At 63.1% G+C, this 15416-nt stretch carries 11 protein-coding genes and 1 pseudogene; all 12 read right to left on the bottom strand.

Annotation, left to right across the window (positions count from 1 at the left end; translation table 11 throughout):
- Window positions 1–68: 68 nt before the first annotated feature.
- Window positions 69–1295, bottom strand: a complete 1227-nt coding sequence (locus IFT60_RS27075; RefSeq protein ID WP_192052510.1) for a carboxylate--amine ligase — start codon at window positions 1293–1295, stop codon at window positions 69–71.
- A gap of 1 nt (window position 1296) precedes the next feature.
- Window positions 1297–1908 (bottom strand): arsenate reductase/protein-tyrosine-phosphatase family protein, encoded by a 612-nt coding sequence (locus IFT60_RS13605; RefSeq protein ID WP_192052509.1) that lies wholly within the window; start codon window positions 1906–1908, stop codon window positions 1297–1299.
- Window positions 1905–2963 (bottom strand): polysaccharide deacetylase family protein, encoded by a 1059-nt coding sequence (locus tag IFT60_RS13600; RefSeq protein WP_192052508.1) that lies wholly within the window; start codon window positions 2961–2963, stop codon window positions 1905–1907. Before IFT60_RS13600 ends, IFT60_RS13605 begins: the two co-directional genes overlap by 4 nt.
- A gap of 68 nt (window positions 2964–3031) precedes the next feature.
- On the bottom strand, window positions 3032–4756 hold the full coding sequence (locus tag IFT60_RS13595) for a 6-pyruvoyl-tetrahydropterin synthase-related protein (RefSeq protein WP_192052507.1): 1725 nt from the start codon (window positions 4754–4756) through the stop codon (window positions 3032–3034).
- Entirely contained in the window at window positions 4753–5721 is a 969-nt protein-coding gene (locus IFT60_RS13590) for a glycosyltransferase family 2 protein (protein WP_192052506.1), read from the bottom strand. Before IFT60_RS13590 ends, IFT60_RS13595 begins: the two co-directional genes overlap by 4 nt.
- Window positions 5722–5777: 56 nt before the next feature.
- Complete coding sequence (locus IFT60_RS13585; protein WP_192052505.1) at window positions 5778–6203, bottom strand: GtrA family protein; 426 nt, start codon at window positions 6201–6203, stop codon at window positions 5778–5780.
- Window positions 6204–6350: 147 nt separating this feature from the next.
- Window positions 6351–7790 (bottom strand): right-handed parallel beta-helix repeat-containing protein, encoded by a 1440-nt coding sequence (locus IFT60_RS13580; protein ID WP_192052504.1) that lies wholly within the window; start codon window positions 7788–7790, stop codon window positions 6351–6353.
- A complete protein-coding gene (gene prsR, locus IFT60_RS13575; protein ID WP_192052503.1) occupies window positions 7787–9148 on the bottom strand; it encodes a PEP-CTERM-box response regulator transcription factor in 1362 nt (453 codons plus the stop codon). Before prsR ends, IFT60_RS13580 begins: the two co-directional genes overlap by 4 nt.
- 26 nt (window positions 9149–9174) lie before the next feature.
- The gene (gene prsK, locus IFT60_RS13570; protein ID WP_192052502.1) at window positions 9175–11253 is read right to left on the bottom strand and encodes an XrtA/PEP-CTERM system histidine kinase PrsK; all 2079 of its coding nucleotides are present in this window, start codon (window positions 11251–11253) and stop codon (window positions 9175–9177) included.
- Between the two features lie 78 nt (window positions 11254–11331).
- On the bottom strand, window positions 11332–12735 hold the full coding sequence (locus tag IFT60_RS13565) for a TIGR03013 family XrtA/PEP-CTERM system glycosyltransferase (protein ID WP_192052501.1): 1404 nt from the start codon (window positions 12733–12735) through the stop codon (window positions 11332–11334).
- A gap of 1 nt (window position 12736) precedes the next feature.
- A complete protein-coding gene (locus tag IFT60_RS13560) occupies window positions 12737–13804 on the bottom strand; it encodes an SDR family oxidoreductase (protein WP_192052500.1) in 1068 nt (355 codons plus the stop codon).
- A gap of 106 nt (window positions 13805–13910) precedes the next feature.
- Window positions 13911–15201: pseudogene (locus IFT60_RS13555) on the bottom strand (nucleotide sugar dehydrogenase).
- Window positions 15202–15416: the final 215 nt, after the last annotated feature.

The following is a 15416-nucleotide window of genomic DNA, read 5'->3' as shown; positions in this document are numbered from 1 at the left end:
ATCGCGGCTAACATGGATTTTCCGTAGTGCGCACGGACCGGGCTTGCACTGGATGGATGTTCAACCGGCTAATGGCCCCGAATGCCTTGCCACCCCTTGCGCATCATCGCGCCGATGTCGGTGAAAAACGGTTTCGGATCGCGCATATCGAACACGTAATAGCGGCTGCCCGGCCGCAGAAAATCGACACAGAATCCCGCCAGCGTCGGTAGCCGCCGGAAGACCAGCGTCTTGTCGGCGATATGCCGTTGACCGAACAGGACACGCAGCAGGCGCTTCGTTTCCGGAACCATGTAACGGCAGCGCATGCCGCTGCGATACGGCGCATTTGTCACTTGTTCGCCCAGGCCGAGTACCTTGTAGCACAGGGTGGGGAAATTCGCGCCCGCATGGTAGGCCAGCGGCAGGCTGCCCCAGAAGCGGCCATTTATTTCCATCAATGCCGACTCGCCGCTGGCCGGGTCGTGTCGGTATTCGACCATCGCCACGCCCTCCCAGCCCAGCTCGCGCAGCAGGGCCACCGACTTGTCCATCAATTCGGCATGCCGTTCGCGACCAACCGATTCGCACATGCTCGAAAACCCGCCTTCCGGCGGCCATTCGTGCAGGCGCTTGTGCTGGAAGGTGTACTGCACCTGGCCGTCTTTGATCAGGATGAATTGGCCCAGGCCGTAACCCGGACAGTATTCCTGGATCAGGGGATACAGGCCGACGCCCTCGAAACGCCGCAGGTAGGCCAGCAACTCGGCGGGCGTGTCGCAGTAATGCGTCTTGTCGAGGTGCAGGCCGGCAGCGCCGAGCGCCTCGACGACGAGCAGCGGATTGGCCCATTTCAGCACCACCGGAAAGCGCAGCGAGGGCGCCAGTGCCTCGGCTTGCGCCATGCCGGTGACTTGCTCGGTGCGCGGTGTGCGAATGCCGACGCGCGCCGCCGCCGCATAAGTGCGGTCCTTGTTGAGAACGCTATCCATGCGCGCATCGTCGGCGAACATGATCTTGTAGCCGGCCAGGCGCGTCCGGTGGCGGTTCAGCAATGCGATGTCGCCTTCGGAAATGGCAAACAGGCAGGCCGTGCCGAGGCGCGCATTGAGCGCCACGAGTTGCGCAATGGTCGCTTCCTCGCCCTTCTCGCGTACCAGGCCCGCGCGCAGGTAACGCGAGGCCAGGCCGATGGCTTGCGCCGACCGCGCAATGCCATGCACCTCGATGCCGCTGCGTCCCAGGTCGCGCACGATCGTCAGTCCGATCGGCGTGTCGATGCCGAAGACCACGGCAGGGATCTTGTCCGTGCTCACACTATGCTGCATGTTGGCCGGCCTTCTGGCCAGGGCGTGCCCCTGCCGATGTGACATGGGCGTTCGGCACGTCGGCGTCCAGGCGCCGGATCGCTTGCCGGACCCGTTCGAAGCAACGGTCGAAATAGCGCTCGCCCAGCGTATAGGGGTCGTGCAGGTGCGGCATGACGGGTTTGCACCACATGCCGAGCAGGCAGATTTGCACGTCGTCGCGGCCGCCCAGCCTGCGCCTGACTTCATGGGCCTGGCGCACTTCCATGACCAGGAACAGGTCGCCGGAGCGCACCTCGAAATCCGGCCACGCGGTCGCGCGATGGATCGACAGGTCGATCCCTGCGCGGGCGGCGCTGGCGATGGCCGGGGCGGGCGAGCGTCCGCCGGTACTGGTCGACAGGCCCAGCGACGCCACGTTCAGGCCGTATTTCAGCGCCTCGTGGTGCCCGAATGCGCTGCGGCAGATGTTGCCGTGACAAACGAATACCAGGCGCCGCACCGCCTCGGGCTTTTTCAACATAAACGGTTGCAAGCGGCCGGCGGCCAGTTCGGCGCGGGCCAGCAACGCGCGCACCAGGCCGCGCCAGGTGCCGTATTGATTATCGATCCAGTTCTTCATACCAGGTTCTTGAATGCTCCATGTTTGCGGGCCAACATCCAGCGCCCGAAGCGGTGATACGCCACCTGCGCCGCCATGCGCGGCAAGGCATGCCGGAGCGCGCCTTTGAGGAGGGTATTTGCCGGCGCGGTAGTGGCAGGAATCGCCGCCGCCGCGGCCGCCATGCCCACGGCCTCGAAGCGGTCGCTGTTTTGCTGCAGGAACCGGCACAATTTTATTAACCGTTCCTGCGTCATGTGGTTGCGCCGTGTTTGCTGGAAGGCCATGTCGCGATTTTGCACGTATTCGAACGGATGGGTCAGCACCACCACCAGCGGAATGCCCTCGCTGCGCGCTTTCTCGAGCAAGTAGCGCGTTTCGGCAAAGCTCGAGCCGGCAATGGTGAGAGATTTGACGTTCTGTTTCGGGCCGATCTTCCAGTCCGAGAATGACAGGACCGGAAACTCCCTGACACCGTGGCGCTCGTGCTGGCCGCTGTAGAGCTTGTAGTGCGGATTGCCGCTGTCGTAGATCGCCACGCCGACGTTCGAGCTGTAGGGAATGCCGGCCTGCGCCAGTGCGCGGTACAGGTTGTCGCTGTGATGCAGGTTGCCGCTACGAAAAACCTGCGGACGGGGAAGCTGCCACGATGCGAACGTCTCGATGCCCTGGTTGATCAGCTTGACCGCCTCGTCGACGCTGCGCTTGCCGATATCGTCGGGTTCCTTCTGGCCGCGCGCCAGATTCCACCAGTCGGCATGCTGGAACAAGGACCAGCATGGATGGGTGTGCAATTGCACCTCGTGGCCTTCGGCATGGATGTGCTGCGCGATCGGGCGCATCGGGTCATGGCGAAAATGGTGCCGTTGCTGCGTCTCGACAAAAAAAGTCGCCTGCACGTCGTACTGGCGGAACGTCTCGAGCATGAAACCGAGGCCCTGCGAGCGGCCCTCGACATTGCACCAGACCAGCGGCTCGGCGACGGGCTGCCTTGCCTGGTCTCCAAAAGCACCGCCGATGCTGAATTCCGTGTCGATGGTGATGCAGACCCGCGTTCGTGCTACCGCTGTATTCATGATGTTAGTGAGTAAGTTTATTAGCAGGAAGCCGGGTGCCTGCGCCCTGCCGGATCAATGCCCAGCCGTCAGGCACTGCTCACCGCGTGCGATTCCTGTGCTGCATGTCGCTTCCCTACGTTCGTCCCGGCAGCGCTCGGTGGCGTGCGGCCGCAGCGCAAGCGGCTCAGCGCCATTGTGGCGAGCAGTGCCAGTAGCGCAATTCCCGTGATCCACCGGCCGGCGACTTCGGCAGGCAGGGGTGACCACGTCACGCTGACGCGATGTTCGCCCGGCATGAGTGTCACCAGGATCAGCCCGGCCGTGTCGTCGGGAACAAGCGCGACGGGTTTGCCATCGACCGTGACGCTCCAGGCCGGGAAGGCAAGGACAGGCAGCCGTACGCGCACCGGCGCGGAAGCGACAATCCGGGCCGAGAAATCATGGGTGCGCTGCACCGTGTCACTGCAAACGATGTTCAGGCGGGTACACTCGCCGACGAACTTGTTCGTTTCCAGATAGGCTTCCCAGCCAGGCTTGCGCACTGCGGGAATATATTCCGGCTGCCCGAACCTGCCCTGCATGAAGGCCGATTGCGCCGGCAGTTTGACACCGCGTTTGACCAGGTCCCATTGCAAATGCGCCATGATCGCACATTGGGCGAAAATGAGACCGAGCGCAAGCGTGCGGGCCAGCCAGCCCCAGCGCCGCCACGCCCCCTCCCCCAGCTGGATCACCAAGGCGATGTTTGCCAACAATAAGGCAATGAACACGAAGCGGTAGGGAAACTGCAGCTTCTGCAAGGGACTCAGGACAGCGTACAGCGGATAGGCAAGTTCGCTGCCCAGTACCAGCGCCGCAATGGCGACATAGCCCAAGCGTTTGGCGAATACCTTGCCCGGGGTGTCGGCGGCGCCGGCGAGCGGGGACACGATCAGCATGCTCAGCACCAGCGCGACCAGCGCATACGGTCCCTGGATGGCAAACCAGCGGAAACCGTACTGGGCAAACGTGAACGTCGGCAGGGCAAAGGCGCGGCGCCAGTCGAAATTGGCACCCTGCACCCAGCCGTCCGTATTAATCAGGTGCAGCTGGCTGATGGCGGGATAGAGGAAGAAACCGACCAGTCCCAGGCCCAGCAGCACGCCGGCCGCCCATTTAACATGACCGGCAATCGCCAGCCGATTGTTCGGGACGGCGAACAGCAGGCGCGCCAGGCTGACGCAGAGCAGCGCCATCAGGCCGCTGAGCAGATGGCTCAGGCAGACGAGGGCCAGGAAAACCGCGAGGCGCGCAGGCCGCGGTGCGTTGCGCGTGCTCTCGGCAACGAACAGCACGCTGAAGGGCAAGCTCAGCGCCCAGGGGAATGCGCCGACGCTGGCGGTCACGAAATACAGTACCGGACAGGCGAGAATGAAGGTCGCGCCCAGCAGCGCGGTACGGTTGCGGTAAGCGCGCAGCAGGTAGCAATAGACGATACAGCCGAGCAGCACGAACGGCACCATCGCGCCGCCCAGCAAGGCGTATTCGGAAGGCAGGCCGAGCAGCGAAAACGCACTCGTGACGTAATAGAACAGCGGCTGGTAATACAGGAAGGTCGGGTCGCCCAGGCCGCCGATCGAGGCCGAGGCCCAGCGCGGCAGCAGCCAGCCTTCACGCAGCGCCGCCAGGAACTGGTCCGCCCAGCGCAGGTGGACGAGCGTGTCGTTCTGGTAAGGCAGGCGCAAGGTCAGCAGGCTGGAGAGCCATACCAGCACGGTCAACAGCAGCAGCCACGCCACACCCCCGATGCGGGCGCGTCCCGACACTGTCATGGAGTCTTGCCGCTATCGGGCAAGCGCGCATCGCGCAGGTCGGAACCGAGCAGCCGGTTCACCAGGTACAGCGGACGTTGTTTGACTTCATTGAAGATCCGTCCCACGTATTCCCCGAGCAAGCCGATCGAAATCAGCTGCACGCCGCCGAGGAACAGCATGGCCGCCATCAGCGAGGGATAGCCTTGCACAGGGTCCGAGAACATCAATGCTTTCCAGACGACGAAGGCCGCATACAGCAGCGCCAGCACGGCGACCGACAGGCCGAGATAGGTCGCGACCTTGAGCGGCGCCACGGTGAAGGACGTGATGCCTTCCAGGGCGAAATTCCACAGGTTCCAGTAATTCCAGGTCGTCGTACCCGCCGCGCGGGGATCGCGGCGATAGAACACTGGTATCGAAGGGAAGCCGATCCAGGCGAACAGGCCCTTCATGAAACGGTGCTCTTCGCGCAATTTGCCGACTGCGTCGACCGCGCGCCGCGTCATCAGGCGGAAGTCGCCGGTATCGGTCGGGATATTCACGCGGCTGATCTTCTTGATCAGGCGGTAAAAATACTTGGCCGTCAGTTTCTTGAACCAGGTTTCGCCATCGCGCTGGGTGCGCACGCCATACACGACGTCATATCCGAGCCGCCAGGACGCGAGCATCTCCGGAATCAGTTCCGGCGGATCCTGCAAGTCCGAGTCCAGGATCACGACCACCTCGCCCTTGGTGTGGTCCAGGCCTGCGCTCAGTGCGATCTCCTTGCCGAAATTGCGCGACAGGTCGACCACGGTGACGTGCGGGTCGCGTTCGCGCAGCGCGTGCATCAGCGCCAGCGTATTGTCGCGGCTGCCGTCATTGACCAGCACGATTTCATAGTCGCAGCCCAACCCGGCGAGCACCTCGGTCACGCGGCGATGAAATTCGCCCAGCACTTCCTGCTCGTTGTAGGCCGGCGCGACGACCGAGATACTCGGCATGGCCGTCGCACCGCGCGGCGACAGGGAGGCGCTGATACCTGCGTTTGCAAATGCCGTTATTTCGTTTTTTGAAATATCCATTTTTTACTTATCAAGAAATTTGCAACGAGGATGGTGCAGGTGGCGATGACCTGGGCCAGCAGGAAATGCATGCCCAGGCTTGAAAGCTTGCTGACGATGAGTCCGTTGGCGACAGCGCCGGCCGCGGCCACCGCGAAGAAACGCGGCATCATCTCGCGGTGCGGGCGGGTGCTGGCGAAGGTAAAGCGCTGGTTCAGCCAGTAATTGACGCAGGCGCCGAGGCAGGCGCCTACCGCGGAGGCGGCACCGGGCGACATCAACGACAGCAGGACCAGGGTCGTCAGGGCGAGATAATGCAGCACCGTGCCGGCGGCGCCGACCAGGACAAAGCTCAGGAATTGCAGGATCGGGGAGCGCAAGGTCGGGCCGGAGTTGCGCTGGCCGATGCGAAATTCGTTCATAAGGCGGGGGGGCTCTAAACAGAAATAGGCTGGGCCCCACGACAGGACACTAGAAATATTCCAGTAATTTGTAGGATTTTTCTTAATCGAGGATTTTATCTTAATGGAACATCTACGGCATTATATCTGTTCATTGTTGCAACTTTACTACAGGCCACGTGACTGCAGGCGCGGTGCGGGCCGCAGGCAGGCGGCAAAGTCGTCGAAGGCCCCGTAGGCCGATCGCTCCTGGGGCGCCGTCTTGCACAGGTCGCCGTTGCCTACGCGCTCCGCGCGCTGCGGGCCGCTGCCATCGCTCCAGCGTAGATCGAGCTGTCCCGGATCGGCAAACCGGCCGCGCTGCGGATGCCGCCCCAGGTACAGCCAGGCGATGTCGGTGCTGAGGTTATCGCCCACCCGCAGCACGCCGCCGTCGCGCGATTGCAAGGGGCCGTCGACCAGGTTGCCCTCGAAGGTCGCGCCGCTTTCGGGAAAGCGCACCTGCACCCCGGCCGTATCGAGCAGGGTGTTGTCGAGCACCTGGGTGGTGGCCGAACTGTTGAGGTAAATCCCCGCATCCGAGCAGCCGGACACCAGGTTGGCGCGCATGATGCCGCCGTCATGCTCGGTAATGCAGCGTCCGTCGCGGCAGTAGGGCTTACCGGTGCCGCCGCCGCCGAAGGACAAGCCGACGCGCTGTCCCGGCTGGCCGGTCAGCGCGCGCTCGCACAGCACCACGTTGCGTTCGAAGACCGTGCGCTGCGCCCCGCCCTTGGCGAACACCCCGTAGCTGACGCCATCCCCCTCGGCCTTCACGAAATCCATGATCAGGTTGGCCCGGATGGTCCAGTCGCTGGCGGCCACCAGGTCGATCGGCGTCACCGGATGCGCGGTCGGCCGCGGCGCGCTGTTGTCGAGGGTGTTCGACTCGATCAGGCCGTGGTCCGGAAAGCTGCCGCCGTGCCCGTTGATCTTGAAATGGGCGTTGAAGTCGCGGATCGTGTTGTTGCGCGCGACGAAATGGTGGGCGTTGCCGACTACGTGGAACGCATGTTCGCAGTCGCCGGCGTAGCCGCAGGCGCCCTGGATCGTCAGGTTTTCGAAACGCCAGTACGGCGCCGACACGGCAAAGCCCTCGACGCCGTCGAGGGCGATGGTGACGGTGCCGGGGTCGGCTGCGCGCACCACGATCGGGGCGTCTGCCGTGCCGGCCTGGCGCGCGTACACGGTGCCGGCGATCGCATACGCGCCCGGCAGGAAGGTGATGACGTCGCCCGGTACGGCAGTCGCAATCGCCTGGCGTGCTTCGTCGGCGGATGTAACCAGGCGATCGCGGCCATGTGGAGATGCTGGACCCTCCGACTGTGCGCCCAATGTCAGCGCGGGCAGCACGTACGGCGCCACGGCGCCGCGGTCGAGCCGCCACAGGGTGGTGGCGGCAAAGCGGCCGGCTGCTTCGATCAGGGGATTGTGGCCGCTCGAGCGTTTGAGGACGTAAGGCGCCAGCGCGCGCGGCGCCACGCCCTGGGACTGCAGGTAGAACAGCCCGGCGGCGCCCGCGGCCGCCGCCAGCACCAGCGGCGCGGCCAGCAGCGCGACCAGCCTCATGCGGTGGTCTTGATGTTGTGACGGCTCATCAGGTCGTACATGGTCGGGCGGCTGATGCCGAGGATTTCGGAGGCCTTGACGATGTTCCCGTCCACGCGCGCCAGCGCCTTGATGATCGCCTTGTATTCCGCCTCGTCGCGCACCTGGCGCAGGTTGATCGGCTCTTCTTCCGCACCCTCGCCCGGCAGCCCGAGGTCGTCGGCAACAATCGTGTTCCCGTCGGCCATGATGACGGCGCGCTTGATGTAGTTTTCCATCTCGCGCACGTTACCGGGCCATGGATAGGCTTCGATGGCGGCGATCGCATCCGGCGCGAAGTGCAGCGCCGCGCGCCCTTCGGCGGCGCAGAATTTATTTTTAAAATGGTGCGCCAGCAGCGCGGCGTCGCCTTCGCGCTCGCGCAGCGGCGGAATCGTCACCACGATTTCCGAAAGGCGGTAATACAAGTCTTCGCGGAAGCGGCCCTGGGCGCACAATTCCTTCAGTTTCTGGTGCGTGGCGCAGACGATGCGCACGTCGACCGCGATCTCTTCATGGCCGCCGATGCGCTCGATCACGCGCTCCTGCAGGAAGCGCAGCAGTTTCGCCTGCAGCGGCATCGGCAGGTCGCCGACTTCGTCGAGGAAGAAGGTGCCGCCGTGGGCGAGCTCGACTTTGCCCTTGGTCTGCTTGGCCGCGCCTGTAAACGCGCCCTTTTCGTAGCCGAACAGCTCACTTTCGAGCAGGTTTTCCGGAATCGCCGCGCAGTTGATCGCCATGAAGCGCTCTTTCGCGCGCGGCGACAGCGCGTGCACGGCGCGTGCCAACACCTCTTTACCGGTGCCCGATTCGCCCAGCAGCATCACCGAGGCCGAGGTCGGCGCGACCTTTTCGACGTTGCGGCAGATTTTCAGCATCGACGGTGCGCGCGAAATCACGCCGGCCATCGGCGAATCGGCTTGCTGCTGCTGCATGCGGCGGTTTTCCTGCTGCAGCTGGTGCAGGAAGAAGGCGCGCTGGATCACCAGGTTCAATACCTCGGGGTCGCACGGCTTCTGGTGGAAGTCATACGCGCCCAGGCCGATCGCTTTTACGGCGTTCGCATGATCCTGGTTGCCGGTGAGGACGATCACGCGCGTGTCCGGGGCCAGCGCCAGGATCTGCTGCAGGGTGGCGAGACCCTCGGTCGAGCCGTCCGGGTCGGGCGGCAAGCCCAGGTCCATGGTCACCACCGCCGGCTCGTGGCGGCGGATCTGCGCCAGCGCCGCTTCGCGGTCGCCGGCGACGGCGACATCGTAGGCGTCGAGGCTCCACTTGAGCTGCTTTTGCAGGCCGGGATCGTCTTCGATGATCAGGAGTTTCTGTTTATTCTGGGTCACGGTAATCCTTGTATCTAATTCCACTATCAGGCTGCCCGTTCGAGCAGCGCATCGCGCCGGTACAGGGGCAGGATGACTTTGAAGGTGGTGCCGAGCGCCGGCCTGCTGGAAACTTCCAGGCGGCCGCCCAGCTCGTTGATGTATTCGCGGCTCTCGAACACGCCGATGCCCATGCCGGCCGACTTGGTCGATTCGAAAGGCTTGAACAAACGCTCGCGTATAAAATCTTCGCTCATGCCTTCGCCGGTATCGGTGATCTCGATGCGCACCGCGTCGCCGTCCTGATCGACGGCGATGATCACGCTGCCATCCTTGGGCGTGGCTTCGATCGCGTTCTGGATCAGGTGGCCGACGACGCGCTCGAGGCGCTCGCGGTCGGCCAGCACGCGCAGTCCGCTATCGCGCACCTCCAGCCGCGGACGCGGCTCGAAGGCCGCCTTGTTCGCCACCGCCTGGCGCACGACCTGGTCGACGGCGAGCGGCATCGGCTTTTCCTCGACATCGATGCGCGACAGCTTTTGCAGCATCAGCCGCATCTTTTGCACCGACAGCGAGACCGTTTCCAGCATGTCGGCCTGGAATTCGGGATTGTCCTTGTGCCGGGCGGCGTTCGCATTCATCAGCGACAGCTGCGAGACCAGGTTTTTCAGGTCGTGCACGACAAAGGTCGACATGCGGTTGAACGATTCGAACTGGCGCGCCACCATCAGTTCGTTGGCCGCATCCTGCTGCGCCAGGTAGCTGGCGGCCTGGCTGCCGGCGATCTCCAGCAAGTCCAGTACTTCCCAGTTCAGTTTTACGCGGCTGCGCGCGGTCTGCAGCACGACGAAGCCCGACAGTTTACTGCCCATCATCAGCGGCACCACCAGCCAGCCGCGCGGCCAGGCCAGCAGCCATGCGGGCATGATCAAGCCTTCGTATTTTTCCGGCTCGTCGGCATACTCGCCAAGGTCGATCACCCACTGGGTCGATTCGAGGAAGCGGCACAGGGCCGAATCGGCCGGCTCGCTGACGTCCGGCAGCGGCACGTCCCAGCCGGCCACCGGCTCGAAGTTGCCACTCTCGCGCCGTTGCCACAGCGCCCCGCCCGGGCTTTCGACCAGCGCCGCCACCGCCTGCACGGTGCGCTCGCCCAGGTGCGGTCCCGCCTCCGACAGGGTGCGCGTAAACCGCATCCACTCTTCGCGGTAGTCGTAGCCGTAACTATAAAAATGCTTGGAAATAAACACCTTGAGCCAGGCGCGGAAGGTGCCCGAGAACAGGATCCCGGCCAGCAGCAGCAAGGCGCCGAACAGGAAGGTGACCTGCATCACGGTGCCCCAGCTGCCGCCGAAATAGCGCAGGTAGTAGCCGGCCGAGCCCATCGCCAGCAGGTAGATGGCCGAGCCGAACAGGGCCGCCGAATGGAACATCGCGCGGCGCGACACCGCCAGCGGCGAGCGCCAGGATTTGGCGCGCCGCATCGACAGGGCCAGCAATGGCACCGTCAGCGCATTGATGATGCCGCGCGCGGCCCAGATGTCGGGATCGACCTCGCGGAACAGCATCGCATGGCTGTACAAATAAAAATCGTAGGCGAACATGGCGCCGATGCCGAGGCAGGCGAATTTTACCGCCCAGCGTTCCTGCGTGGTCTTGTTGCGGTAGGCCTGCTCCACCAGCAGCATGCCGCCCACGGCCTGCATCACGCGCGCCGTCACCGGCAGCACGCTTTCCAGCAAGGCCAGGTCCCAGTAACCGCAGCCGGCGGCCACCAGCGCCAGCACGTAACAGACGGCTGCCCCGAACAGCACCGGCCGCAGCCCGAGCGGCAGTTTGCTGTCGGGATCGCGCCAGTCGCCCAGCAGCACCACCAGGAACAGCGACCAGACGGCATTCCTGGCCACCTCGAAGCCGTCCGAGAGGCCGGTCCACATCATGAGGTCGGTGGCGGCCCAGGCCAGCGAGCCGGCCCAGAAGGCGGAGGTCAGGCAGGCCGCCACCAAGAGCGGGCCGTGCGCACGCCCGCGCCAGCCCGTCAGCAGGGGTACGCCCAGCAACAGGAAGCCGATGGCCGCGAGACCATAGCTGTAGGTGGCGATACTGGTCAGGGAAACACTATCCATGTGCGCCTGCCGGGTACACGGACCCGGCGCAAAATGTTATTGCGGTGTTGCCGCCAGGTGGCAATCGAAGTGGCAATCTCAACGGCCGCTGCGGAACAGCACGACCTTGAGGGTATTGATGAGCACCAGGACGTCGAGGAACAGGCTGTTGTTCTTCACATAATACAGGTCGTACTGCAGCTTTTGCAGCGCATCCTCGGCCGAGGAACCATAGCCGTAACGCACTTGCGCCCAGCCGGTGATGCCTGGCTTGATGCTGTGGCGGACATTGTAGTACGGGACCACTTCGATCAGCTGCTCGACGAAATACGGGCGCTCCGGACGCGGGCCGACGAACGACATCTCGCCCTTGAACACGTTCAGGATTTGCGGCAGCTCGTCGATCCGGGTCTTGCGCATGAAGTTGCCCACGCGCGTGACGCGCGGATCGTTCTGCGCCGCCCATTGCGGCTTGCCGCTCTTTTCGGCGTCGGCGCGCATGCTGCGGAATTTGTGCACGAAGAAGCTCTTGCCGTCTTCGCCGACCCGTTCCTGCGAATAGAACACCGGACCGCGGTCTTCCAGCCAGACCGCCAGCGCCGCCAGCAGCATCAGCGGGAAGGTCAGGACCAGGATCGTCGTGCTGCAGACCAGGTCGAAGGTGCGCTTCATGAAGATGCGCACGAAGCTCTGGTCGAAGCCGCCGCCGAAGACGAGCCAGCTCGGCTGGATCGAATCGACGCGGATCTGGCAGGTTTCGCGCTCGAAGAAGGTGGCGGCGTCGGTGACTTTCAGCCCTTGCAGCTTGCAGTCGAGCAGTTCCTTGATCGGAAAGCCGCCGCGGCGGTTCTGCACCGAGACCACGATTTCCGACACGTTGTACTGGCGTGCCAGCTTGACCAGCGAATCGCCTTCGCGCATTTTGAGCAGGTCGGACGGGCCGACGCAGAGTTCCTCGCCCGGGGCCGGGATGAAACCGGCGATGTCGTAGCGGTGGTAGCGGTTGGCGCGTTCGGCCAGTTCGCTGCATTCCTTGGCCAGTGCGCCGCCGCCGAGGAACATGATGCGCGACTGCAGGAAGCGCGCTTCCGAGGTTTTGAAGAAGATCATGCGCGCGACAAAGATGCCGAGCGCCGACAGTGCGAACACCAGCAGCAGAATACCGCGTCCGAACGACAACTCCGGTGCAATATAGAACACCAGGGTCAGGATCAGGAAGCCCATCACGAACGAAGGCATCAGCTTCATCAGGAACGGGTGGCGCAAGCCTTCTTCGAAATCGAGCTGGTACATGCCCATCGCGCTCATGCTGAACACGATCGCGGTCGCAAAGGCGACGGCCGAGGTGAAGAAATGTTCGAGCGGAGGCGTGCTCACCGTCGCATCGATGTCCATGAAGCGCAAGGCCGCACCCGCGTAGGCCGCGCCGAGCAGCACCAGCACTTCCACGACCAGCAGCATGGATACGATCTTCGATACGTAGTGATTAGAAATCCTGAACACGTCAGTCTCCTGATTCTTTGCTTGCTTGAAGGGCAGGCTCCTGCCCAAGCAGGTCGTGCACATACCAATCCATGGCCTCGCGCAAGCCTTCGCCGATCCGGTGCGTGGGCGCATAGCCCAGCAGCGTGGCGGCCTTGCCGATGTCCGCTTGCGAATGGCGCACGTCGCCGCGACGGAAGTCGCCGTACTGCGGCTGGTGCGCGTCCACGTGCGGGAAGCGCGCGCGCAGCAGGTCGCGCATCATCGCGTACAGCTGGTTCAGGCTGGTACGCTCGTTGAGCGCGACGTTGTACACCTGGTTCGCCGCTTCGGGCGCGGCCAGCGCCGCCAGCAGGTTGGCTTGCACGACGTTGTCGATGTAGCAGAAATCGCGGCTGGTTTCGCCGTCGCCATTGATGCGCAGCGGCTGATCCTTGATCAAGGCGGCGACCCACTGCGGGATCACGGCGGCATACGCGCCGTGCGGGTCCTGGCGCGGGCCGAACACGTTGAAATAACGCAGGCCGACCGATTCCATGCCATAGGTACGGCCGAACACGTTCGCATACAGTTCGTTAACGTATTTGGTGACGGCATACGGCGAGAGCGGATTGCCGATCACGTCCTCGACTTTCGGCAGAGCCGGATGGTCGCCATAGGTCGAGCTCGACGCGGCGTAGACGAAGCGTTTTACCTTGGCATCGCGCGCGGCGACCAGCATGTTGAGGAAGCCGGTGACGTTGACCTCGTTGGTCGTGATCGGGTTGTCGATCGAACGAGAGACTGAACCCAGGGCGGCCTGGTGTAATACAAAATCGACACTGGCGCAGGCTTGCGCGCAATCGGCAGGCACGCGGATATCGCCTTCGATGAAATTAAATTTCATCCAGGCCTCGTCCGTGACAGATTCTTTCACCTGATCCAGGTTATGGCGGTGCCCGGTAGCGAAGTTGTCGAGCCCGGTCACACGCTGGCCCAGCTTGAGCAGGGCCTCGACCAGGTTCGAGCCGATGAAGCCGGCAGCGCCGGTGACCAGCCAGTGATGGCTTTGCTGGCTCAATTGCTGCCTAACGTCTTGAATCTTATTCACAGTTCAATGCACTTTCTCGATAATGCGATGCAGTACGCGCGCTACAGCAGCGTCAGGACGAACAAAGCCGCCGCATGAAAAGCGGCGGCTCGTCCCGCTTGCTTTGTTACAGGCGCCAGACGCAATACCCAGCCTCGCGGAGGGCTTTTTCATCGAATTGCGACTTGACGTCGATGAAGCAGCCGCCGTCGTTGAGTTTGGATTGGAAGTCGGTCAGCGACATCGCCAGCACCTCCTTATGGGGCACGGCGGCGATCAGGGCGTCGGCCTTGGGCAGGCTGTCCCAGGTTTCCAGCTTGATGCCGTACTCGTGGTCGGCCTCGGCCGCATCGGCCATCGGGTCGTACACGTGCACGTCCACGCCATAGCTCTGCAGTTCGTGGACGATGTCGGCCACTTTCGAATTGCGCAGGTCCGGGCAGTTTTCTTTAAACGTCAGGCCGATGACGTTGACCTTGGCGCCCTTGACCTGGAAACCCGACGAAATCATCGATTTCACGGTCTTTTCGGCGACGAACTTCGCCATGCCGTCGTTGATGCGGCGCCCGGCCAGAATCACCTGCGGGTGGTAACCGACCATCTCGGCCTTGTGCGTCAGGTAATAGGGATCGACGCCGATGCAGTGGCCGCCGACCAGGCCCGGACGGAATGGTAAAAAGTTCCACTTGGTGCCGGCCGCTTTCAGCACTTCCAGGGTATCGATGCCGATCTTGTCGAAGATCAGCGCCAGTTCGTTCATCAGGGCGATGTTCAGGTCGCGCTGGGTGTTCTCGATCACCTTGGCCGCTTCCGCCACCTTGATGCTGGACGCGCGGTGCACGCCGGCGGTGATCACGGATTCGTACAGTTGCGCCACGCTTTCCAGGGTCTCGGCGTCGTCGCCCGAAACCACTTTCAGGATCGTGGTCAGCGTGTGCTCCTTGTCGCCCGGATTGATGCGCTCCGGCGAGAAGCCGACGTGGAAGTCTTGCAGCCATGTCGTGCCCGAATGCTTTTCCAGCAACGGGATGCAGATTTCCTCGGTGGCGCCTGGATAGACGGTCGACTCGAAGACGACGATGGCGCCCTTTTTCAGGTTTTTACCAACCGTGGTGCTGGCGCCGATCAGGGGGGGTGAAATCCGGGTTGTGGGCGATGTCGACCGGGGTCGGCACGGCGACAATGACGTAATCCGCCTGCGCCAGCAGCGCCGGGTCGGTCGTCACTTCCAGCTTGCTTGCCGCTTGCAGCTGCTCGGTCGATACTTCGCCGGTCGGGTCGATGAATTTTTTGTAGTTGTCGACTTTGGACGTGGACAGGTCGAAGCCGATCGTGCGTACTTTCTTGCCAAACTCCACTGCCAGCGGTAAACCAACGTAACCCAGTCCAACTACTGCAACGACCTGATCTGCTTTCATTATCAGCTTCCGATTCCGAATAAAGTTTTGCTATTTTGCAATTATTAAATATAGCATGGGAACTAGATGCACCTCAACTTGGGCATCTGGTTTGTACGACATCAACAACAGTGCATAAACAATGTTGTAGTTGTAGCCGCATGATTTGTTGTTTTCTCGTGCTCTATGGCCGGTCGGCCGCGCCGCTACCTGGTTCATTCCAGGGGGCATCGGTC

Source organism: Massilia sp. CFBP 13721 (assembly GCF_014842025.1).
Taxonomy (GTDB): Bacteria; Pseudomonadota; Gammaproteobacteria; order Burkholderiales; family Burkholderiaceae_D; genus Telluria.
This window is presented reverse-complemented; position numbering and strand designations above follow the sequence as displayed.

What these genes read in the sequence shown, in the direction of transcription:
- IFT60_RS13600 (WP_192052508.1), bottom strand. Translation starts at nt 2,963, where the DNA reads ATGAATACAGCGGTAGCACGAACGCGGGTCTGCATCACCATCGACACG.
- IFT60_RS13605 (WP_192052509.1), bottom strand. Translation starts at nt 1,908, where the DNA reads ATGAAGAACTGGATCGATAATCAATACGGCACCTGGCGCGGCCTGGTG.
- prsK (WP_192052502.1), bottom strand. Translation starts at nt 11,253, where the DNA reads ATGGATAGTGTTTCCCTGACCAGTATCGCCACCTACAGCTATGGTCTC.
- IFT60_RS13595 (WP_192052507.1), bottom strand. Translation starts at nt 4,756, where the DNA reads ATGACAGTGTCGGGACGCGCCCGCATCGGGGGTGTGGCGTGGCTGCTG.
- IFT60_RS13590 (WP_192052506.1), bottom strand. Translation starts at nt 5,721, where the DNA reads ATGCCGAGTATCTCGGTCGTCGCGCCGGCCTACAACGAGCAGGAAGTG.
- IFT60_RS13585 (WP_192052505.1), bottom strand. Translation starts at nt 6,203, where the DNA reads ATGAACGAATTTCGCATCGGCCAGCGCAACTCCGGCCCGACCTTGCGC.
- IFT60_RS13580 (WP_192052504.1), bottom strand. Translation starts at nt 7,790, where the DNA reads ATGAGGCTGGTCGCGCTGCTGGCCGCGCCGCTGGTGCTGGCGGCGGCC.